The organism is Roseibium aggregatum IAM 12614, assembly GCF_000168975.1.
In the GTDB taxonomy this organism is placed as follows: Bacteria; Pseudomonadota; Alphaproteobacteria; order Rhizobiales; family Stappiaceae; genus Roseibium; species Roseibium aggregatum.
Map to the genome: position 1 here is coordinate 258077 of NZ_AAUW01000002.1, position 20918 is coordinate 278994.

Below are 20918 nucleotides of genomic sequence, written 5' to 3' on the forward strand. Positions count from 1 at the left end.
TCTGTGGCTCACTATCGTGCAAGCGGTCAGGTTTACGGCAAACCAGCGAAGGAACCAAGCCCGAAAACACCGCTTTCAGACAGCGTTTCTGCAGACCATCCACACCTTCCGCACGCCAGCGCCCGATCTGTGCACCCGCGATTTTGCCAAGGTCCTTACAACGCGGTATACGCTTTATTGACATCTAACGACGATCTGAGGCGGAGCGGTCATGTTCCCGCCCCATTTCTGACGGCATAGGGGGTGGGACTGTTCAATTGGACAAAAAATCCGGACGGTTCGGGAAACAAGTCTGGGCGAAAGACACCGTATCCCGTTAACGACGTTGACAAGGCCCCCTTGTCGACGCAAAAAGCGAATGTCTGTAAAGCAGCAAAGCGAACGACTGCATATGTTTAAGGTTGGGGAACGGAACCAGGGCAGGTCTCGGGCATGTGTCAGCGTGCCTGTGAAATTTGCCTTTGCTGCTTTCCTTGCCGTGCTGTTTTTCTCCGCATCCAGTGACGAAGCCAGAGCGGATCTGCGCCTTTGCAACAAGACCGACAGTCAGGTTGGTGTGGCCATCGGCTACAAGGACAAGACCGACTGGGTTACCGAAGGCTGGTGGAACCTTGCTTCCAACTCCTGCGAGACCCTGGTACCCGGGGCGCTGGTGTCACGATACTATTACATCTACGCAGTTGATTATGACCAATTCGGCGAATGGGGTGGCCGGGCGTTCATGTGCACCCGGGAAAAGGAATTCACCATTCGCGGAATTGAAGACTGTGTGGCTCGCGGATTCGAGCGGACAGGCTTTTTTGAAATCGACACGGGCGAACAGAGCAGCTGGACGGTCCAGCTGACCGAACCCGTGCAACAGGGGACAGGTGGGCGATGAGGCGTAACCGGCGAGTCAAAATTCTTGCAACTCTCGGACCCTCTTCCTCAGAACAAGACATCATCGAAAAATTGTATCGCTCCGGTGCGGACGTGTTCCGCATCAACATGAGCCATACCGATCATGATCGTCTGAAGATGCTTGTCGAACGCATCCGTTCTGTTGAGGAGAAGGTTGGGCGGCCAATCGGCATTCTGGCCGATCTGCAGGGGCCCAAGCTGCGTGTGGGGACTTTTGCCGACGGTCCGGTGATATTGGAAAACGGCGCAACCTTCACGCTGGATGCCGACAAGTCCGGCGGCAGCGTCGACAGGGTACATCTGCCGCATCCCGAAATTCTTCAGGCGCTCGAGCCGGGCCACCGCCTGCTGCTCGATGACGGCAAGATCCAGCTCAAGGTTCTGGAAGCCGACCGCACCAGGGCCGTGACGGAAGTCATCGTCGGTGGCAAGCTGTCCGACCGCAAGGGCGTCAGCGTTCCCGATTCGGAAATCGCGACCAGCGCCATGACCGAAAAGGACCACAAGGACCTGATCGCGGCTCTCGACCAGAATGTCGACTGGGTCGCCCTGTCCTTCGTGCAGCGCCCGGACGATATCGCCGAGGTGCGCAAGATCACCCGCGGCCGCGCCGGCGTTCTGGCCAAGATCGAAAAGCCGCAGGCCATCGGCCGGCTGGACGAAATCATCGAGCTCTCGGACGCCATCATGGTTGCCCGTGGCGACCTGGGCGTTGAACTGCCGCTGGAACAGGTTCCCGGCCTGCAGAAGCGCATCACCCGTGCCTGCCGCCGCGCCGGCAAGCCGGTCGTGATCGCCACGCAGATGCTGGAATCGATGATCAACGCACCGGTGCCGACCCGCGCCGAAGTGTCCGACGTTGCCACCGCCGTGTTCGAAGGCGCAGATGCCGTCATGCTGTCGGCAGAATCCGCTGCAGGCGAATTCCCGATCGAGGCAGTGTCCACCATGGACAAGATCGCCCAGCAAGTGGAACAGGATCCCAACTACCGCACGATCATCTACGCACAGCGGACCGAACCGGAAGCCACTGGCGCCGACGCGATTTCGGCAGCGGCCCGGCAGATCGCCGAGACGCTGAACCTGGCCGCCGTCGTCTGCTACACGACCTCCGGCGCAACGGGCCTGCGTGCATCGCGTGAGCGTCCGTCCAGCCCGGTGATCGTTCTGTCACCGGTGCTTGCGACCGCGCGTCGCCTGTCGCTTGGCTGGGGCCTGCACTGCGTGGTCAGTGAAGATGCCGCCAACGAGGAAGACATGATCGACCGCGCCTGCCGCATCTCCTTTTCCGAGGAGTTCGCAAAACCGGGCCAGCGCATCATCGTGACAGCGGGCGTCCCCTTCGGCACGCCGGGCTCCACGAACATGCTGCGGATTGCCTTCGTCGGCAACGACGGCCAGGGCGGCATTTGACGATCTAATCGGTTAAACAGACCGGATCACGAGAAGGCGGCCTCAAGGTCGCCTTTCTTCATTCCGCCGGCACGGCTTCGGCCCCTGTTTCGGGCACCCTTGCCTTGCCGCCGGATCCAGCAACCCGTTCCACCAGCCTGTCGATACCGGACACGATCTCATCCGTATGCGTGTGCTGCGGCATGTGCCCCGCCGCGCCCAGCATCAGCAGCTCTGCGTCCGGCAGATCCTGCAACAGGCCTTCGCAATGGATCGACGGCCAGACCACAGTATCTTTCGTTCCCGTGATGATCAGCGACGGTTGAACAAGTTCCCCGTAATGCGCCGACTGCTGCCGGACAGCCTGTTTCAGACTGCAGATGTCTGCCGCGTTGGACCGGAAGCTTTCGGGCCGGAAGAGCAGCGGCAGACGGACCGACGCGGCATAGCCGGAAACCGGCGGATCGGGATGGAAGACATGCCTCAGCATCTGTGGCACCAGCCGCTCGCCGAACGGGATCGTCAGTGTTCTGGAAAACAGCCAGCCGAAGACCGGCATTGCCGCAACCGTGTAGTACCAGTTGACCCCGCCCGGCCACACGTGGCTGACGGGCGCCAGGAAGACGAGCCCTTTCACCCGCTCCGGCGCGGCAAGGCCCACTGCTGCCGTCACCGCTCCTCCGAGCGAATGCCCCACCACAATGGCAGACTCGATGCCAAGGCGTGCAAGCAGACCGGTGATCAGCTTCGCCTGGCTTTCCGGCGTGTTCCGGCCGGTTCTGGAGCGCTGCGAGAACCCAAGTCCAGGCCGGTCGATGAAGAGCAGCGGGTAGCGCCCCTCAAAAGCGCTCTCAAACGCAAGCTTCATGTCATAGGCATTGCCGCTTGCTCCATGCAGGAACACCAGCACAGGCTGCCCGCTGGCCGCCTGAGACGCAGGAACGAAGTGATAATGCATCTGCGCGCCATCCACCTCGGCGAGACTGCCGTCGGGCGCATAGGCACGCGAAATCTGCCTTGCCCTGTAAAGAGAGTAGGCGACAAACAAACTGGCGGTGGCGAGAAGAGCAGTCAGGAACGAAATCATATTGCGGACATAGCACTGCGCCATCAGCAATCAAGTCTGGCAGCAATCAAGTCTGGCAGCACGCCGGCGAAACGGAAGAGCCTTCCTCAGGCGGGTTCGCCCTCGGCGTCCTTTTCCAGATCCTTTACAGCCTTGTTGGCATTTTCCAGGCTGGGATTGATTTCAAGCGCCCGCTTGAACGTCGTCAGCGCTTCGTTTTCAAAGCCCAGTCGCCGCTGGATAATCGCAAGGCCTGACAAGGCGCCCCAATGACGCGGCTCCAGCGCCAGTGTGCGCTCGATATCCACCAGGGACTTGCCGAAGTCCTCTTGCATGTAATGGACAGTCGCACGCCTGTTCCAGCCTTCCGCATAGGTTGGCTTCAGGATGACGACCGTGTCCAGCAGATCAAGCGCCAGGGCATGATCGTCGGCCTGGATGGCCTTGCCGGCGCGGGACATCAGCACGTCCACCGTATCGCTGCCGGAATCCATCCAGAACATCTGGATTTCCCGGCCGATACGCGCAGCTTCCTTCGGATTGTCCGATTTGGCCAGATTGGCAAAGAGCTCATCCAGACGGGACTGTTCATCGTCCGGATCGCTCTCTTCGACAACCACCTGCCCGCCTTCTTCCGGAAGTTCGTCGGGAAGCGCGTTGAAGTCTTCGGCAGACGGCGGCTCTGCCTCCGGACCGAGATCCGGAACAGGCTGGGCGCTCGCCATACTGGCGCCGGCGAAAAACAGAAAGGCAAACACAAAAATCCGCATCCGACGATTATGGGTCGTTGGATGCGGCGGTCAATCCTGCAATTTGACACATCTTCGTGCGCCACGGTGGCAGGAACCCGATCCACTCCCACCGCAACAAGACAAGGCCTTGTTCAGCAAGAGATTTCCTGGTCTTCCGCCACGCAATGCGCAGCAGCAAGATTAGCCCTGGCGTGCTTTGAAACGCGGGTTTTTCTTGTTGATGATGTAGACGCGGCCTTTGCGGCGAACCATGCGGTTGTCGCGGTGGCGGGTCATGAGCGCTTTGAGCGAGTTCTTGATCTTCATGTCACTGTCCCCACAAGGGTCCTGCTTCTTTAAACCAAATGAGCGCCAAAGGCGCTCACGTTTGACTGGATTGGCCTTGAAGCAGCGGCAGGTCCTGCGCCTATCTTCAGATCAACCCGCGCTTCTCGAAACCTCAATCAGCGCAATAATGGTGGGCGTGACAGGGATTGAACCTGTGACCCCTTCGATGTCAACGAAGTGCTCTCCCGCTGAGCTACACGCCCGAATTTCTCGGTAGTCCGGCGCCCCAGCGCCGTGGTGGAGTGCGATATAACGGGGATCGGCAAACTGTGCAACCCCCCTTTTTCACCGAACCGTCAAAATTTCCCCAGCCCGGTTGGCACCCCCAGTTTTCCGCGGCGTCAACGCCTTGTCAGGCCGCCAGCATGCGCTCCACTTCCTGCACGAGGTCTTTCAGATGGAACGGCTTTGAAAGGACTTTCGCATCCTTCGGAGCATCCGATTCCGGGTTGAGTGCAACGGCAGCAAACCCCGTGATGAACATCACCTTCAGGTCCGGATCGAGTTCGGTTGCCCGGCGGGCCAGCTCGATCCCGTCCATTTCAGGCATCACGATGTCGGTCAGGAGCAGTGAAAACGGTTCCTCGCGCAGGCGCTCGTAGGCGCTTCTGCCGTTATCGAACGAAACGACGTCGTGACCGGCATTTTCCAGCGCCTTCGCCAGAAAGCGGCGCATGTCATTATCATCTTCGGCAAGCAGGATACGCGGCATCGTAATTGACCAGGTCCTTTGTTCGTGTGGGTTATGTTCCCTTTCTGCCGGTTATAGCTCGAATTCCACAGAATGATAGGGTGAATTGGATCACACAGCCACGGTGTGGATAGCCAGGTGTTGAGAACGATGCCGCCTTTGACCTTTCCACACGGGAAGGCTTCTTACGCAGGGGAAAATCACCCGGCCTCCGCTCCTCACACCGTACCGTGGGTGCACGAAGCCCGCACGGCCCGGCCGGCGCCGCCGTCAATCGCGGCATCGTTGCCCACAAGCGCGCACGCTTTTGATCCTGTCGAGGTGGACTGCGCACCGATTCCTTGGCACCATAGGTGACGGCCTGCACCGGGCGCCAACCAGGACACAGCATTGACGGACGACAAGCAGCCTTCCTCCCCAGCCTCTTTCGAGGCGGATTTTAACGGCTTTCCCGCTTTCGAAGTTCTGTGCCCGGCGGACCAGAGGGTGCCGTTCGTTTTCAATTCGCCTCATTCCGGCCGGCAATATTCCAAAGGCTTTCTTGCCTCCTCCCGTCTGGACGAAATAGCGATCCGGCGGTCGGAAGACGCTTTTGTCGACGATCTTTTCGCCCATGTCGTGCCGCTCGGTGCGCCGCTTCTGCGTGCGCACTTTCCAAGGGCCTACCTTGATGTGAACCGCGAACCCTACGAACTCGATCCGAAAATGTTCGACGGACGCCTGCCGACCTATGCGAACAGCCGCTCGATCCGGGTGGCAGGTGGTCTTGGAACCGTGGCCCGCATCGTCAGCGAAAACCACGAGATCTATCGGCACAAGCTGCCGGTCGCAGAGGCACTCAGCCGGGTGGAGGAAATCTACAAGCCGTATCACACCACATTGCGCCGGCTGCTGGCCCAGACCCACGTAACCTTCGGCTACGCCGTTCTGATCGATTGCCACTCGATGCCGTCCAACGTGAAATGCCAGACAACCGACACAAGGCCGGACTTCATCCTTGGCGACCGCTACGGCACAAGCTGCAGCAGCGATCTGACGGAATTCGCCTGCTCGGTTCTGAAGGACATGGGCTACACCGTCTCCCGCAACAAACCCTATGCAGGCGGCTTCATCACCGAACACTACGGCCGCCCCACAAGCGGCCTCCATGCGCTTCAGATCGAAATCAACCGCGGGCTCTACATGAACGAGGTCACGCACCAGCCAACCCCGGGCTTTGGCGACCTCTTCCATAACCTGCGCCAGTTCGCCCGCGAGCTGACCTCCATGCCGGATGCCGCCTTGCCGGCAGACTCCATCGCAGCGGAATAAAAATCTCAGGACAAAAAAAAGGCCGCTCTCAAAAGAGGCGGCCCGAGTCTAGGGAGGAAACGCCCAAGGAGGGCGGTACGACACAACGTATCGCACCGCAATAAAATCGCATTGCACCGCACAAACGTCAAGACCGACAGCCCTTCCAAACTGATCAAAGTATGAGCAGTCATTCAGGTTTTGCAGATTCATTTTTTTGCAGAACCGGTTATACAAGCGGCAATTCGTAATAATTTCGGTTTCGCGCGGTTTCCGCGGCCAGGAGGTAATGATGTCGGCAGGGCCGGTTTCCAGTTCAAATATGTTTGCCCCGTTCCTGGACAGGCTGGCGGAAGCAGCCAGTGGCGCGATCATGCCGCACTTCCGCCAGGGCTTTGCAATCGACAACAAGCGGGAAGCCGGGTTCGACCCTGTCACCATCGCCGACAGGAACGGCGAAACCGCAATGCGCGCTTTGATCAACGAAACCTATCCGGACCACGGAATCCTTGGCGAAGAACACGGTCCGGAAAATCTCGACGCGGAACATGTGTGGGTGCTCGACCCGATTGACGGCACACGCGCCTTCATCACCGGCCTGCCCACCTGGGGAACGCTGATCGGCCTCAGGACCAGCGGCATTCCGAGCCTCGGCATGATGGTTCAGCCCTATATCGGCGAGCGCTTCGGCGGCGACGGCAAGACGGCCTGGTACGATGGCCCCCTGGGCGGAAGACAGCTTCAGACACGTCCCTGCGCCAGCCTGGAAGATGCCACTATTTTCACCACCACCCCTGCGCTTTTTACTGATGGCGAACGCCAGGCCTTCGACAAGATCGAAGCTGCCGTGCAATTGTCCCGCTATGGCACCGACTGCTACGCCTATTGCATGGTGGCAGCCGGCCATGGCGACGCGGTGATCGAAGCCGGCCTGCAAGCCTATGATATCGTTGCACTTGTGCCGATCATCGAAGGGGCCGGCGGTGTCGTCACCACATGGACTGGCGGTTCACCGGCCGATGGTGGCCAGATCGTTGCGTCAGGCGATCCGCGTCTGCATGAAATCCTTCTGCGGAACCTGGCAATAGCTGCCTGACGGCCCGCACGGCCTCATCAGGGGGCCGGATCAGCTACTGGCGCGGTCCAGCGCCTGTTCGGCTTCCAGGCCCGGAATGAAGGCGTCGAACGCCGCCCAGAACTGATCCCGGAAGACATCACGCTCCATCATCAGTTCATGTTCGGCGCCTGCTATTTCCACGTAAGCTGCCGCCTTCGCCCGTGCGACGAAATCCTCGATCATGGGTGTGGAAACGATCCGGTCGTTTCCTGCCGCCAGCACAAGGCAGGGCAACTTGATGTTCGGCCCGGCGGCCCGCCGGCGCAGCGCCGACATGGCCCGGCCGGTCGCGGCCAGCCATCCGAGCGTCGGCGAACCGACACCCAGTTCGGGGGCCTTTTCCAGAACCTTGTTGAAGCGTTCGAAGCGGACCCTGTCGGTCGTTTGCCGGTTGACCTCATAGGCCACGGTAATCTCTGCATTTCCCCCAGGCACGAACAGCCTGCCCAGGCCAAGGAGTGACAGTAGACGGGCGGTGGGAATGGCAACCTTTTCGATCAGCCAGGATGTCTTGGGGGCTGTTGCCTTCAGCCCCGGACGCCCGAACAGGCCGAACGTGAGCTTGCGCAAGATCCACCGGTAGCCGGACACCAGGTCAGGCGACCATGTTCCCGTCGGCAGGCCCAGAAGCGGTGCGGTCAGCACCGCCCGGTCCAGCATGGTCCGCAGGCGGTCGGTATCGGACAGGACCACGAGCGCGCCAGTGGAATGGGCGAGCGCAAAATGCGGCCCGGGGTAGGTTGCCAGCGAGACTTCCTTGAGCACCGTACGCAGGTCCAGCTTGTACTTGTTGAAGTTCGAAACATGACCGCGCCTGGGGTTGCGGGTCAGCCGTTGAGAACCGCCCTGCCCGCGCCAGTCGAAGGCGATGACCGCAAAGCCCCGTTTGCGAAGATCTCCAATCACCTCGAAGTATTTTTCAATGAACTCCGCCCGGCCCTGAAGCAGGGTGACCGTACCCTTGCGCCGCGCACCAGCGGCCGGCCAGTGCGCATACCGGATCTTCTTGCCGTCCGGCGTCGTGACGAACCCGGATCGCGCCCCGTCTGGCACCGGATTGTCGGGATGATCGATCAGGGTCATGCGCTGCGAATCACTTGGGTTCGATGAGAGCTTGTTTCTCAATCAGATAAAGGTTTTTCGTCAAGAACTCGTCACCCGTGCCGGCACTGGTGGCCCTGTTCGGTGCGCACTTGTACCATATGTGATAGCCGCGTCCCGCATCCGCCTCAACAAGGTTCAGGCCGGCTCCCTGGGAAGCCGGCCCTGAAAATGTCAGATAGCCTTGAGCAGCCGATCAGTACCAGCGGCGCTGCCAGTGACCGCGATGACCGATCGGATGGCTGCGGACGATGTTGGCGTTCCGGCTGTCGACGACCAGTCGAACCGGCATACCGCGCCAACCCTGTGCCCGCACGATGTACATCGGGCCGCGGCGGTCGAGGATGCGGATGTGGTCAAAACCACGGTGGCGCAGGCTGCGGCGAATCTGGCGCGGACCCATTTCGACGTTCCGGCCACCATGACGGCCATGCCAGTTGCCACCACGGCCGTTTCCACGACGATGATCGACCTTGACCACCAGCTCGGCCTTGGCCGGTTCGATCTGGGTCTTGCCGGCCAGCGGCGCAGCGGATGCGGTGGAAATGAAACCGGCGGAAACCAGCAGAATGGCACCGGCGATCGGGGCGGACAATTTCGAAACATTGGCAAACATCTTCAAATCTCCAGTCTGTTCCGCCAGCTCCGTGCTGACGTTGGACTGAAGATGCACCGGGCCACTTGAACGCAACCGGAAGGCATCGTTCATGTGGCGTTCATGTTTCGGCGACCGCCGCCCTTGCCTGCCCTCTTGAAATGAAAATCCGAATTACCAAATCTCATCATGCAAGCGCCAACATGGGTTTGCACCGCAGCCTGTCCCGCCATTCCGGGGGACGAAGGACTGCTCAACATCAGTGAAGTATCAGTTGCTCAAGAGAGGACAGACACATGCGTCACTTCGACTTTTCTCCGCTTTACCGCTCCACCGTCGGTTTCGACCGGCTTTTCTCGATGCTTGATGCCGCCGGCAACGAAGCCCCGAGCTACCCGCCCTATAACATCGAGCGCACGGGTGAAAACGCCTACCGCATCACGATGGCCGTGGCTGGTTTTTCCGACGACGAACTGAGCGTCGAAGCCAAGGAGCACACGCTCACCATCAAGGGTGAAAAAGCTGAAGAAGATGCCGGCCGGGAAATTCTCTACCGCGGCATTGCCTCGCGCACCTTTGAACGCCGCTTCCAGATTGCCGAACATGTTCGCGTGGAAGGGGCAAGCCTCGAAAACGGCTTGCTGCACGTCGATCTCGTCCGGGAAATTCCGGAAGCCATGAAGCCGCGCAAGATTGAAATCACCAGCGGTGAAACCAAGCAGATTGAAACCACGGCGCACTAACCGCCCGGTTCAACTTTCTGAAATCGCATCTTTGGGGCGCCTGGGAAACCAGGCGCCTTTTCTGGTGCTCTTGTGCAGAAGATCGCTGGCAGGGAACGGTTTTCAAACCGTCCCGGCAAGCACCTTCAGAAATGCGTCGACGTCTTCATCCGTCGTTGCGAAACTGGTGACCAGACGCATGCAGACTTCGTCCGGCGCAGGAGCGTGACCTTCGGCAAGTCCTTTGGCAGGCCACTCGTACAGCCTGGCTCCCACCGCCTGCAGCGCTTCCATCTGGCTGCGCTTGAGGATCGGAAACAGCTCGTTGGCCTCCACCGCCCAGGCAGTTCGCCCGCCGGCTTCCCGGATGCCTTCGGCAAGGCGCGTGGCCATGCCGTTGGCGTGGCTTGCGGTCGCCAGCCAGGTATCGTCTTCGAAATAGCCTTCGAACTGGGCGGCCACAAACCGGCTCTTGGAAAACAGGTGCCCACCGCGCTTGCGGAAATACTCGAAGGATTTCGCCGCTTCCAGATCGAAAAACACCACCGCTTCGGCGCACCAGCAGCCGTTTTTGGTGGCTCCGAAGGACAATACGTCCACCCCGGCCTTCCAGGTCATGTCGGCTGCCGAACAGCCCAGTGTCACAAGGGCGTTGGCAAAGCGTGCACCGTCCATATGAAGCGGCACGGAGCGCGACCGGCAGACGTCCTTGATAGCGCTGATTTCATCCAGTGTGTAAACAGTGCCGCATTCGGTTGCCTGGCTGATGGAAACCGAGGCGACCTGACCATGATGAACCACGCCGTCCGGCACCTGCGCCATCTTTTCACGAAGCGCATCGGCGGAGAACCGGCCGTCTGTCCCCTCGACGCTGATGAGTTTGTTGCCGCCGGTCATGAACTCGGGGCAATTGCACTCATCAACCTGGATGTGCGCAGCGGAATGGCAGAAGATCGCCCCGCCCGGCTTGGCCCAGGCGGCCAGCGCCAGCGAATTCGCCGCCGAACCGGTCGCCACGAAAAAGACGGCAACTTCCCGTTCGAAGATCTCGTTGAAGGTCGTGGAAACGGCTTCGGTCAACGGGTCGGTGCCGTAGGCAGGCGAGAACCCATCATTATGGCGGGCCAGCGCCGACATCACCGCCGGAGCCGCACCCGCCCAATTGTCGCTAGCAAAATTCATGTGCCGGTTTAATCACTTGGTATCATAACCGGCAACTGGTTTTTCAGTAGTACATCTCGCGTTTGCGATAGGACCGGCCAAGGAGCCAATCGAGCGAAACGACACCCGGCCCCTTGAGCACCGGCACCAGCAGCAGGAAGATCCAGAGCAACCGGTCGTCGGCGATGATCGCGTAAGGCTCGCCGTCGAACAGAGCTCCGATCGTCTTCGCATCGGCCCCATGGCCATAGACATCGACATAGGTCATCACGCAGATGAAGACGATCATGCCAAGGCTGGCAAAGCGGGTAAAAAGACCGACAACCACCATGACCGGCAGAACGAATTCACCCCAGGTGCCCAGAAGCACCATCAGACCATAGGGAAAGAAGGCAATCTGGCTAGTGTCGTAGCTGACCTGCTCCATCATCTTCGGCAGCATCTGCGCATAGGCACCTGCGGTTGGCGTGAAGATGTTCATGATGTTGCCGCCGATTTTCGTCATCGCCGAGTTCAGGAAGAACTGCAGCAGGATCGCGGCAAAAATGAACCGGGCGGCAAGCCCGATGAACCAGCCGTCCGTCAGCCGTTCCAGAGCTCCGAACACCATCGTGTAGAGCCTGACAAAAAATCCAATCAGCACACCCATTTAATCCCCCATGATCAGGCAGCATCCATTTGCCGCGTGATTGTTAGTCGTTCAGCAGCAGACCGGAAAAAGCGCCTGCAGCAAGACAGTCCGACAGGCAATCGGACAAGGAAAACGATCCGTCTTCTTCCTGTGCCCGGCCTGCTGCATCTGCAAGCGTTTGCCCTTGCAGGAGGTCCATCGTTAATGCGGCCCCGCCCGCACGCAGCAGAAAGACATTCACATCCATGTCCGGCCGGGTGATCAACACCGATTGCGGCTCTGCAAGATCGATAGCCCCGGCCTCATCGGGCTCGAACCTGTTGGCCCGTGCAATAGCCCACACCGGCCAACGGGACGTCACCATATGCGCCGCCGGATGCGGCGTGAAGCAAACGTCGCCCAGCTGCTGCGGACTAACCTCCCCCAGCCTGGCCGGATCGAGAGGCGCAGCATCCGCCGCATGGTAGGCTTGAAGCCAGGCCCATTCCAGCCGGGCAACGTCGCCCAGATAAGGATACGCCTGGAGCGGCGGAAACGCGTCCAGGAAATCAGCGAATTCGGCGCCATACCAGATCAAGACCGGCGACAGAGGTGGATGGGCCGTCACGAAGGCCCTGGCAAGGGCCTTGAAATAGTCCTCACCCAGCAGCGTTTTCACGCCTGGAAAGGTTTCACCCAGAGCTTCGCTCAGGCTGACGATGACGTTGTTGCGGTAGACATTGAACCGCTTGGGTGCCGTCTGCCCGTCCGGTCCGGTCAGTCCATCGGGTGTGGCTGATTGCGGGTCGAGCAGCGCGCGACCGAAAGAGGCGGCGTCGACCTGCGGATGGGACAGGGAGCTGCGCATCTCAGACCGCTTGCTTTCTTCTGGCCCCAGCAGTCTGCGCCAGGATCCGGTCTGCAGCTTGCGCCTCGGCAAGCAGAACCGGCCAGGCAGGAACATTGTTGTCCCACTCGATCAGGGTCGGCAACGGGCCGTTTGCGCCAATGACGTCTTCGAAGAGCTGCCAGACCGCCTGGTCGACCTCCCGGTCGTGAGCGTCGATCAGAAGTGGCCGGCCGGCATCATCCCGGTCCGGGGCATGGCCCCCAAGGTGAATTTCGCCCACAGCGGCCATCGGGAAGGCCGCGAGATAATCGGAGGCAGATCTTTCGTGGTTCGTGCAGGACACATGAACGTTGTTGATGTCGAGCAGAAGACCACAGCCGGTCCGGCGCACGATCTCGCCCAGGAAATCCAGTTCGCTCATCGTGCTTTGCGCGAAGGCGACATAAGTCGACGGATTTTCCAGTAGCATCCGCCGACCGACGGTTTCCTGCACTTCGTCGATATGATCGCACACCCGGTTCAGCGTTGCCTCATCGTAAGGCACCGGCAACAGGTCGTTGAAATAGGTGGTGTCGTGGGATGACCAGGCCAGATGCTCTGAAAACAGCCCCGGCTCGTATCGACGGTTCAGATCCGACAAGCGCTTGAGATGATCCTTGTCGAGCGGCTGTTCTCCGCCGATCGAAAGACCGACGCCGTGAAGGGACAGGGGATACCGCTCACGGACGGCTTGCAGCTGCCGATGCGGCGGGCCGCCGGCCCCCATGTAGTTTTCGGCATGGACTTCGAAAAAGCCGATATCGGCGCCCGTTTCCAGAATATCCGCCACATGGTCCGCCTTCAGGCCGGCGCCGGCGCGTGCCGGAACAGCGGCTCCGCAACGCAGTGCCGGATCTGATCGGGTGTCGGAAACCATGGTGCTCTCCAGGTGGAAAATAGCGTGTCAGGCAGGCGCACTGGCTGAGGACATCTTCAGGCCGGTTCGGCTGAAGCACCATGGCTGATGGCGTTGAAACACCTTGCATCTTACGCCCGGAGCGTAAATGCGGGCTTTCCAATTGCCTGCCTGAACAGGTTGCCGCGGACGCAGCCGGTTGAGCCCTATCAGGCTTCCGGAAGGTCGCGCTTGAGTTCCGTCAGGGAGCCATGACGGCCTCCGGGAACATCCATCGTCACGCAGGTGCCTTTCGGGACAAGCGTCCAGGCATTGCCCTGATAGTCGACGGTCGACGTGCCTGCGCAGGTCGTGCCAGGGCCGGCCTTGCAATCGTTTTGGCCCTTCAGGGACACGCCATAGCATTTTTCCTTGGCCTGGGCGTGGGCCGGCACAGTTGACGAAAGCCCCGCAACCGCGGTTGCAACCGCACCGGCAACAATCGCTGCAGACATGGCCTTATGCTTCATCTCGATCTCCTCTCTTCGTTCCAAATTCTCTAGATTCCGGCGTTTTTGATGGGCCGCCAGTCACCCTCCGTAGATGACCCTATTGAAGATAAATAGGAAATCAAACGCATGTGACTGTTTTGCGAGCATAACCGCACAAAGTTTAACAAACGCAAGATTCTTACTTATTTCTCATCGGTTTTGAGCTTTCCGGACGATTGGCACTTTTTGCGCGAAACAATTATAATGCGGCGACGCAGAAACACTCTTGCTCACGACGGCGAAATCTGTCATGTTCGCGCCGCTTGGAATAGGACAGGTATGCTGTCCCAATTATCGCCATGCTCAAAACGGCCCGGACAGGGCGCATGACAAAACGGCTCGGGCGATAGACAGGCTGACCACTAGGCGGATCCGGGGAGGATCCGTAAGGAAGCGAGACGGAACGTTTCGGCAGCGGAGGACCGCTGCGTCAATGCGGCGGTTTGCTTTGATAAACTGCCGTGGTTAATACAACAACAGAGCCGGGGCGGGAAAGCCAGGGTTCGCCGGACCGCATTCTTGATGGAATGCGACCCGAACGGAACCGGACGCTCCCAGCCACGGCGGCACTGGGGTTAACAGTGAGGGCGCACATGACGAAGATAGAGCTGACGACCAGCACAGCCATGCAAGCGGGGAGCGCGGACATGAAGACCACCGCAACCACCACACTTGCGGAGCGACTGAGCACGGCCGCCGACAAAGGGCTCTATAATCCGTCGCGTGAACACGACGCCTGTGGCGTGGGATTCGTCGCCCACATGAAGGGCGAGAAGTCCCACAAGATTATTGCCGATGGCTTGCAGGTTCTGGAAAACCTCACCCACCGCGGCGCGGTTGGTGCCGACCCGCTGATGGGTGACGGTGCCGGCATGCTGGTGCAGATCCCGCATGCGTTCTTTGCCGAAGAACTGGCGAACGCAGGCACCCCGCTTCCCGAAGCCGGTGAATATGGCGTCGGCTTTATCTTCATGCCGCAGGACGATGAACTGCGCGCCAAGTGCGAAGCGATCATCGAGCGCGTCATTGAAGACGAAGGCAAGGAGCTGATCGGCTGGCGCGACGTGCCTGTCGACAATTCGTCGCTGTCCAAGGCGCCGGACATCGCCGCCACCGAACCGGTGTCCCGTCAGGTTTTCATCCGCAAGACCGGCGGAGACTCGGATTCCTTCGAACGCCGCCTTTATGTGCTGCGCAAGGTTATCTCCAACCGCGTGCGCGCCGAAACCGATGCGGTTTCCAAGGGCTTTTATATCGTTTCAATGTCCAGCCGGACCATTGTCTACAAGGGCATGTTCCTTGCCTATCAGCTCGGCGCCTATTACGCCGACCTGCAGGACGAGCGCTTTTCGTCCGCCCTCGCCCTTGTCCACCAGCGTTTCTCGACCAACACGTTCCCGTCCTGGGATCTGTCGCACCCCTACCGGATGGTCGCGCACAACGGCGAGATCAACACGCTGCGCGGCAACGTCAACTGGATGGCGGCGCGTCAGGCGTCCGTGTCGTCCACGCTGCTTGGCGACGACATCTCCAAGCTCTGGCCGATTTCCTATGAAGGCCAGTCCGACACGGCCTGCTTCGACAACGCACTCGAATTCCTGGTCATGGGCGGTTACTCGCTCGCCCATGCAGCCATGATGCTGATCCCGGAAGCCTGGGCCGGCAACCCGCTGATGGACGACAACCGCCGTGCCTTCTACGAGTACCACGCGGCCCTGATGGAGCCGTGGGACGGTCCAGCAGCCGTTGCCTTTACCGATGGCCGCCAGATCGGCGCGACGCTGGACCGGAACGGCCTGCGTCCGGCCCGCTACATTGTCACCGACGACGATTTAGTCATCATGTCTTCCGAGGTTGGCGTGTTGCCGGTCGAAGAAGAGCGCATCGTCCAGAAATGGCGCCTCCAGCCGGGCAAGATGCTGCTGATCGACATGGACGAAGGCCGGATCGTTTCCGACGACGAAATCAAGCGGCAGCTTTCCACCGCCAACCCGTACAAGGACTGGTTGCACCGGTCCCAGATCGTTCTGGAAGACCTTCCGGGCGTGCGCCAGCGTGCGCCGGTCGCCGGTGAAAGCCTGCTCGACCGTCAGCAGGCCTTCGGCTACACGGAAGAAGACATCAAGCTTCTGATGACCCCGATGGCAACCGTCGGCCAGGAAGCCATCGGCTCCATGGGCACGGACACGCCGATCTCGGCCCTCTCCGACAAGTCGAAGCTGCTTTATACATACTTCAAGCAGAACTTCGCCCAGGTCACCAACCCGCCGATCGACCCGATCCGTGAAGAACTGGTGATGAGCCTTGTCTCCTTCATCGGTCCGCGTCCGAACATCTTCGATCTTGAGGGCATGTCGACCTCCAAGCGGCTGGAAGTGCGCCAGCCGATCCTCACCAACGAGGACCTGGAGAAGATCCGCGCCATCGGCGACATCGCCGACAACCAGTTCTCCGCCAAGACGCTGGACATCACCTACAATTCCGAAAAAGGCGCCGTCGGCATGGAAGGCGCCCTGGACGAATTGTGCGAGCGTGCCGAAAAAGCGGTTCTGGACGGATACAACATCATCATCCTGTCAGACCGCCTGATCAGCCGGTCGCGCATCGCGATCCCGGCCCTTCTGGCAACTGCCGCCGTGCATCATCACCTCATCCGCAAGGGTCTCAGAACCTCTGTCGGCCTGGTGGTGGAAACCGGTGAAGCCCGCGAAGTGCACCATTTCTGCGTTCTGGCCGGCTATGGCGCGGAAGCGATCAACCCTTATCTGGCGTTCGAAACGCTGCTTTCCATGCACATGGAAATGGACTTCCCGGAGGAAGTCGATCAGGACGAAGTCGTCTACCGCTACATCAAGTCCATCGACAAGGGCATCCTGAAGGTCATGTCCAAGATGGGCATCTCGACCTACCAGTCCTACTGCGGCGCACAGATTTTCGACGCTGTTGGCCTCGGTTCGGAGTTCGTGAAGAAATACTTCTTCGGCACGGCCACCATGATCGAAGGCATCGGTCTTCCCGAAGTCGCCAATGAAACCGTCTTGCGCCACGAGCAGGCCTTCGGCGATGTCGCCATCTTGCGCCGCTCGCTGGAAGTCGGCGGCGAATACGCTTACCGCACCCGCGGCGAAAGCCACATGTGGACGCCGGACTCCGTCGCCCTGCTGCAGCATGCGGTGCGCGCGAAACTTCCCGAAACCTATCGCGCCTTCGCAAAGGAAGTGAACGAGAAGAGCGGACGCTATGCGATCCGTGGCCTCTTCCGGATCAAGTCCGCGGACGAAATCGGCCGCTCGCCAATCGCCCTCGATGAAGTGGAACCGGCCGAAGCCATCGTCAAGCGCTTCGTCACCGGCGCCATGTCCTTCGGCTCGATCTCGCGCGAAGCCCACACGACCCTGGCCATCGCCATGAACCAGATCGGCGGCAAGTCGAACACGGGTGAAGGCGGCGAGGAACCGGAGCGTTTCAATCCGCTGCCGGACGGCTCGTCCAACCCGCAGCGCTCCGCCATCAAGCAGGTTGCTTCCGGCCGCTTCGGTGTGACCACGGAATATCTGGTCAACTCCGACATGATCCAGATTAAGGTTGCCCAGGGCGCAAAGCCCGGCGAAGGCGGCCAGTTGCCGGGTCACAAGGTGGATGCGGTCATCGCGAAAGTGCGTCACTCGACACCGGGCGTCGGCCTGATTTCGCCGCCACCACACCATGACATCTACTCCATCGAAGATCTGGCGCAGCTCATCTACGATCTGAAAAACGTCAATCCGGAAGCCGACATCTCGGTCAAGCTGGTGTCGGAAGTGGGCGTGGGCACGGTTGCGGCCGGCGTTGCCAAGGCACGTGCCGACCACATCACGATTTCCGGTTACGACGGCGGCACCGGCGCTTCGCCGCTGACCTCGATCAAACACGCTGGCTCTCCGTGGGAAATCGGCCTTGCCGAAACCCAGCAGACCCTGGTGCTGAACGGCCTGCGCTCGCGCATCGCCCTTCAGGTCGACGGCGGCATCCGCACTGGCAGGGACGTCATCATCGGCGCCCTTCTGGGGGCTGACGAATTCGGCTTCTCGACCGCACCGCTGATCGCCGCAGGCTGCCTGATGATGCGCAAATGCCATCTCAACACCTGTCCGGTCGGCATTGCCACCCAGGATCCGGTCCTGCGCAAGCGCTTCAAGGGCACGCCGGAACACGTCATCAACTACTTCTTCTTCGTCGCCGAGGAAGTCCGCGAGCTGATGGCAAATCTCGGCTTCAAAACGCTGGAAGACATGATCGGACGGTCCGACTTCCTCGACAAGGAAGCCGCCATCGATCACTGGAAGGCAAAGGGCCTCGATTTCTCCCGTATTTTCTTCCAGCCGGAAGCAAAGCCGGAAGAAACCCGCTGGACCGCGCGTCAGGATCACCCGATCCACGACATTCTGGATCGTCGCCTGATTGCAGCCGCCAAGCCGGCCCTCGACAACAAGGAGCCGACGATTATCGACGAGACGATCTGTTCCGTCGACCGCTCGGTTGGCGCCATGCTCTCCGGCGAAATCGCCAAGCGCTACGGCAACAAGGGCCTGAAGCTACCTGACACGCTCAAGATCAATCTGAAGGGCACTGCAGGCCAGGCGTTCGGCGCGTTTGTCGCGCGCGGCGTCACCATTGATCTTGTCGGCGATGCCAACGACTATGTCGGCAAGGGTCTTGCCGGTGGCAAGCTGATTGTCCGTCCGCCGGAAAACACCCGGATCGTGCCGGAAAACTCCATCATCGTCGGCAACACGGTGCTTTATGGCGCCACCGAGGGCGAGTGCTACTTCCGCGGAGTTGCCGGGGAACGTTTCGCGGTTCGCAACTCCGGTGCTCTCGCTGTTGTCGAAGGCGTGGGCGACCACGGCTGTGAATACATGACCGGCGGCGTCGTCGTCGTGATCGGTCAGACCGGGCGCAACTTCGCGGCCGGCATGTCCGGCGGCATCGCCTATGTGCTCGACGAAGACGGCACATTCGGCTCCCGCTGTAACCTGGCCATGGTCGAACTGGAACCTGTGACCGAAGAAGACGATCTTCTTGAAAAGCTGCACCACCATGGCGGCGACATCGAGCACAAGGGCCGTGTGGACCTGTCCTGCGACATGACGCGCCATGACGATGAGCGCCTGCGCCAGATGCTGACGAAACATCTGGAGCTGACCGGCTCGACCAAGGCCAAGGCTATCCTCGACAACTGGACCCAGTACCGGCCCAAGTTCGTCAAGGTGATGCCGGTCGAATACCGCCGGGCTCTGCGCGAAATGGAAGAACAGCGCCTCGGCATGGTCGCCGCCGAATAATCGGGCCAAACGCACGAACAGGCTCTCGGCCGCTTGACGCGGCCGATTGCAGCCACTCTGGACAGACGCATGACATTTTGAGGAGGTCGCCTTGGGCAAGGTAACCGGTTTTATGGAAATCGATCGGCAGGAACAGAAGTATCAGCCTGCCTCTGACCGTATTCGCCATTTCCGCGAGTTCACCATTCCGCTGAACGACCAGGACGTCATGAACCAGGCGGCGCGCTGCATGGATTGCGGCATTCCGTTCTGCCATGGCCCGACGGGCTGCCCGGTCAACAACCAGATCCCGGACTGGAATGATCTGGTCTATCAGGGCGACTGGGACTTCGCGCTCAAGAACCTGCATTCCACCAACAACTTCCCCGAATTCACCGGGCGCATCTGCCCGGCCCCGTGCGAGGAAGCCTGCACGCTGAACCTGGAAGACATTCCGGTCAACATCAAGAGCGTGGAACAGGCGATTGCCGACAAGGGCTGGGAAGAAGGCTGGATCGTACCGGAACTTTCCGCCACCAAGACCGGCAAGGCAGTGGCCATCATCGGCTCGGGCCCTGCAGGCATGGCGGCTGCCCAGCAGCTCGCCCGCGCAGGCCACACGGTGCATGTCTATGAGCGCGAGCCCAAGGCCGGCGGCCTGCTGCGCTACGGCATTCCCGACTTCAAGATGGAAAAACATTACATCGACCGCCGCGTGAAGCAGATGGAAGCCGAAGGCGTGACCTTCCACTACGGCGTCAATGTCGGTGTCACCGTTGCCCTGGAAGAACTGGCCGAGCGCCACGACGCGGTTATCCTGTGCGCAGGCGCTGAACGTCCGCGTGATCCGGGTGTCTCCGGCATGGAGCTGGAAGGCTGCCATTGGGCAATGCCGTACCTCGTCCAGCAGAACCGCCGTGTGGGCGGTGAGCCGGAAGGCGACGAGGCCCCGATCTGGGCCGGTGGCAAGCACGTTGTGGTCATCGGCGGCGGTGACACCGCATCAGACTGTGTCGGCACGGCGTTCCGTCAGGGGGCGCTGTCGGTTACCCAGCTCGACATTCGCCCGATCCCGCCGCTGAAGGAAGACAAACTGGCCATCTGGCCCTATTGGCCGACCAAGTTCCGCACGTCCTCTTCGCAGGCTGAAGGCGCAGAGCGCGAGTTTTCTGCCGCGACCCTGGCTCTTGTCGGTGAAGACGGCAAGGTTACCGGTGTCAAATGCGCCCGCGTCGATGAAAAACGCCGCCCGATCGAAGGCACCGAGTTCATCCTGCGTGCCGACCTCGTTCTGGCTGCCATCGGCTTTTCCGGTCCTCTGCTGGAAACCTACATCGCCGAAGCCGGCGAAAAGCTGGAACTGGACGGCCGCACCAACGTCAAGGCCAACACCGAAGACTACAAGACCAGCATGGACAAGGTTTTCGCCGCCGGTGACGTGCGCAAGGGCCAGTCCCTTGTCGTCTGGGCTATCCGCGAAGGCCGTCAGGCAGCCCGCGCCGTCGATGAATTCCTGACCGGTTCTACCGACCTGCCGCGGTAAGCTCGTTCCGCCAAGAATCAAAAAAACCCCCGCAGACAGACGTCTGCGGGGGTTTTTGTTTGTTCCGTACCTG

The 20918-nt window shown here is 60.4% G+C and carries 18 protein-coding genes and 1 tRNA gene; 7 read left to right on the plus strand and 12 right to left on the minus strand.

Features of this window, described 5'->3' with window-relative positions:
* Positions 1 to 442 precede the first annotated feature (442 nt).
* Positions 443 to 880 (plus strand): DUF1036 domain-containing protein, encoded by a 438-nt coding sequence (locus tag SIAM614_RS03705; RefSeq protein WP_006932202.1) that lies wholly within the window; start codon positions 443 to 445, stop codon positions 878 to 880.
* A complete protein-coding gene (gene pyk, locus SIAM614_RS03710; protein ID WP_006932203.1) occupies positions 877 to 2313 on the plus strand; it encodes a pyruvate kinase in 1437 nt (478 codons plus the stop codon). The genes SIAM614_RS03705 and pyk overlap by 4 nt, the downstream gene beginning before the upstream one ends.
* Positions 2314 to 2371: 58 nt before the next feature.
* On the opposite strand, the gene SIAM614_RS03715 is transcribed toward pyk, so the two are convergent.
* The 5 genes from SIAM614_RS03715 to cpdR all read right to left on the minus strand — a co-directional run bounded on the left by SIAM614_RS03715 (position 2372) and on the right by cpdR (position 5149).
* The gene (locus SIAM614_RS03715) at positions 2372 to 3403 is read right to left on the minus strand and encodes an alpha/beta fold hydrolase (RefSeq protein ID WP_208983885.1); all 1032 of its coding nucleotides are present in this window, start codon (positions 3401 to 3403) and stop codon (positions 2372 to 2374) included.
* 62 nt (positions 3404 to 3465) lie between these two features.
* Positions 3466 to 4083: a tetratricopeptide repeat protein gene (locus SIAM614_RS03720; protein ID WP_208983886.1), complete on the minus strand. Its 618-nt coding sequence runs from the start codon at positions 4081 to 4083 to the stop codon at positions 3466 to 3468.
* 207 nt (positions 4084 to 4290) lie between these two features.
* Positions 4291 to 4416, minus strand: a complete 126-nt coding sequence (gene ykgO / locus SIAM614_RS03725) for a type B 50S ribosomal protein L36 (protein WP_006932207.1) — start codon at positions 4414 to 4416, stop codon at positions 4291 to 4293.
* A gap of 149 nt (positions 4417 to 4565) precedes the next feature.
* A tRNA-Val gene (locus tag SIAM614_RS03730) sits at positions 4566 to 4640 on the minus strand.
* 149 nt (positions 4641 to 4789) lie between these two features.
* Complete coding sequence (gene cpdR, locus SIAM614_RS03735) at positions 4790 to 5149, minus strand: cell cycle two-component system response regulator CpdR (RefSeq protein ID WP_006932209.1); 360 nt, start codon at positions 5147 to 5149, stop codon at positions 4790 to 4792.
* Positions 5150 to 5593: 444 nt separating this feature from the next.
* On the opposite strand from cpdR, the gene SIAM614_RS03740 reads away from it, so the two are divergent.
* Entirely contained in the window at positions 5594 to 6439 is an 846-nt protein-coding gene (locus SIAM614_RS03740) for an N-formylglutamate amidohydrolase (protein ID WP_157139677.1), read from the plus strand.
* A 268-nt stretch (positions 6440 to 6707) separates the two neighbouring features.
* Positions 6708 to 7514, plus strand: a complete 807-nt coding sequence (hisN, locus tag SIAM614_RS03745; protein WP_006932214.1) for a histidinol-phosphatase — start codon at positions 6708 to 6710, stop codon at positions 7512 to 7514.
* 30 nt (positions 7515 to 7544) lie between these two features.
* Here the strand turns inward: hisN and SIAM614_RS03750 are convergent, their stop codons facing one another.
* Both SIAM614_RS03750 and SIAM614_RS03755 read right to left on the minus strand, forming a co-directional pair.
* Positions 7545 to 8618 carry an alpha/beta fold hydrolase gene (locus SIAM614_RS03750; protein WP_006932216.1) on the minus strand — a complete coding sequence of 358 codons (1074 nt, stop codon included), beginning with the start codon at positions 8616 to 8618 and terminating at the stop codon, positions 7545 to 7547.
* 214 nt (positions 8619 to 8832) lie between these two features.
* On the minus strand, positions 8833 to 9345 hold the full coding sequence (locus SIAM614_RS03755; RefSeq protein WP_006932218.1) for a hypothetical protein: 513 nt from the start codon (positions 9343 to 9345) through the stop codon (positions 8833 to 8835).
* A 182-nt stretch (positions 9346 to 9527) separates the two neighbouring features.
* Between SIAM614_RS03755 and SIAM614_RS03760 the strand changes: the two genes are divergently transcribed.
* Positions 9528 to 9974, plus strand: a complete 447-nt coding sequence (locus tag SIAM614_RS03760; RefSeq protein ID WP_006932220.1) for an Hsp20 family protein — start codon at positions 9528 to 9530, stop codon at positions 9972 to 9974.
* A 102-nt stretch (positions 9975 to 10076) separates the two neighbouring features.
* On the opposite strand, the gene SIAM614_RS03765 is transcribed toward SIAM614_RS03760, so the two are convergent.
* The 5 genes from SIAM614_RS03765 to SIAM614_RS03785 all read right to left on the minus strand — a co-directional run bounded on the left by SIAM614_RS03765 (position 10077) and on the right by SIAM614_RS03785 (position 13978).
* The gene (locus tag SIAM614_RS03765) at positions 10077 to 11135 is read right to left on the minus strand and encodes a threonine aldolase family protein (RefSeq protein WP_040439068.1); all 1059 of its coding nucleotides are present in this window, start codon (positions 11133 to 11135) and stop codon (positions 10077 to 10079) included.
* Positions 11136 to 11178: 43 nt separating this feature from the next.
* Positions 11179 to 11763 (minus strand): DoxX family protein, encoded by a 585-nt coding sequence (locus SIAM614_RS03770; RefSeq protein WP_006932223.1) that lies wholly within the window; start codon positions 11761 to 11763, stop codon positions 11179 to 11181.
* Positions 11764 to 11806: 43 nt separating this feature from the next.
* Positions 11807 to 12592 carry an HvfC/BufC N-terminal domain-containing protein gene (locus SIAM614_RS03775; RefSeq protein WP_006932224.1) on the minus strand — a complete coding sequence of 262 codons (786 nt, stop codon included), beginning with the start codon at positions 12590 to 12592 and terminating at the stop codon, positions 11807 to 11809.
* 1 nt (position 12593) lies between these two features.
* Entirely contained in the window at positions 12594 to 13490 is an 897-nt protein-coding gene (gene bufB, locus SIAM614_RS03780; protein WP_006932226.1) for an MNIO family bufferin maturase, read from the minus strand.
* A 188-nt stretch (positions 13491 to 13678) separates the two neighbouring features.
* Positions 13679 to 13978: a BufA1 family periplasmic bufferin-type metallophore gene (locus SIAM614_RS03785; protein WP_006932228.1), complete on the minus strand. Its 300-nt coding sequence runs from the start codon at positions 13976 to 13978 to the stop codon at positions 13679 to 13681.
* A gap of 614 nt (positions 13979 to 14592) precedes the next feature.
* Between SIAM614_RS03785 and gltB the strand changes: the two genes are divergently transcribed.
* Together gltB and SIAM614_RS03795 are read left to right on the plus strand one after the other, a co-directional pair.
* The gene (gltB, locus tag SIAM614_RS03790; protein WP_006932230.1) at positions 14593 to 19323 is read left to right on the plus strand and encodes a glutamate synthase large subunit; all 4731 of its coding nucleotides are present in this window, start codon (positions 14593 to 14595) and stop codon (positions 19321 to 19323) included.
* Between the two features lie 91 nt (positions 19324 to 19414).
* Entirely contained in the window at positions 19415 to 20845 is a 1431-nt protein-coding gene (locus tag SIAM614_RS03795; protein ID WP_006932232.1) for a glutamate synthase subunit beta, read from the plus strand.
* Positions 20846 to 20918: the final 73 nt, after the last annotated feature.

Excerpts from the sequence above, each read along its gene's own strand:
- SIAM614_RS03750 (WP_006932216.1), bottom strand. The coding sequence starts at position 8,618 with ATGACCCTGATCGATCATCCCGACAATCCGGTGCCAGACGGGGCGCGA.
- SIAM614_RS03760 (WP_006932220.1), top strand. The coding sequence starts at position 9,528 with ATGCGTCACTTCGACTTTTCTCCGCTTTACCGCTCCACCGTCGGTTTC.
- pyk (WP_006932203.1), top strand. The coding sequence starts at position 877 with ATGAGGCGTAACCGGCGAGTCAAAATTCTTGCAACTCTCGGACCCTCT.
- ykgO (WP_006932207.1), bottom strand. The coding sequence starts at position 4,416 with ATGAAGATCAAGAACTCGCTCAAAGCGCTCATGACCCGCCACCGCGAC.
- cpdR (WP_006932209.1), bottom strand. The coding sequence starts at position 5,149 with ATGCCGCGTATCCTGCTTGCCGAAGATGATAATGACATGCGCCGCTTT.
- SIAM614_RS03775 (WP_006932224.1), bottom strand. The coding sequence starts at position 12,592 with ATGCGCAGCTCCCTGTCCCATCCGCAGGTCGACGCCGCCTCTTTCGGT.
- bufB (WP_006932226.1), bottom strand. The coding sequence starts at position 13,490 with ATGGTTTCCGACACCCGATCAGATCCGGCACTGCGTTGCGGAGCCGCT.
- SIAM614_RS03720 (WP_208983886.1), bottom strand. The coding sequence starts at position 4,083 with ATGGCGAGCGCCCAGCCTGTTCCGGATCTCGGTCCGGAGGCAGAGCCG.
- SIAM614_RS03770 (WP_006932223.1), bottom strand. The coding sequence starts at position 11,763 with ATGGGTGTGCTGATTGGATTTTTTGTCAGGCTCTACACGATGGTGTTC.
- SIAM614_RS03715 (WP_208983885.1), bottom strand. The coding sequence starts at position 3,403 with ATGGCGCAGTGCTATGTCCGCAATATGATTTCGTTCCTGACTGCTCTT.
- hisN (WP_006932214.1), top strand. The coding sequence starts at position 6,708 with ATGATGTCGGCAGGGCCGGTTTCCAGTTCAAATATGTTTGCCCCGTTC.
- gltB (WP_006932230.1), top strand. The coding sequence starts at position 14,593 with ATGACGAAGATAGAGCTGACGACCAGCACAGCCATGCAAGCGGGGAGC.
- SIAM614_RS03785 (WP_006932228.1), bottom strand. The coding sequence starts at position 13,978 with ATGAAGCATAAGGCCATGTCTGCAGCGATTGTTGCCGGTGCGGTTGCA.
- SIAM614_RS03765 (WP_040439068.1), bottom strand. The coding sequence starts at position 11,135 with ATGAATTTTGCTAGCGACAATTGGGCGGGTGCGGCTCCGGCGGTGATG.
- SIAM614_RS03755 (WP_006932218.1), bottom strand. The coding sequence starts at position 9,345 with ATGAACGATGCCTTCCGGTTGCGTTCAAGTGGCCCGGTGCATCTTCAG.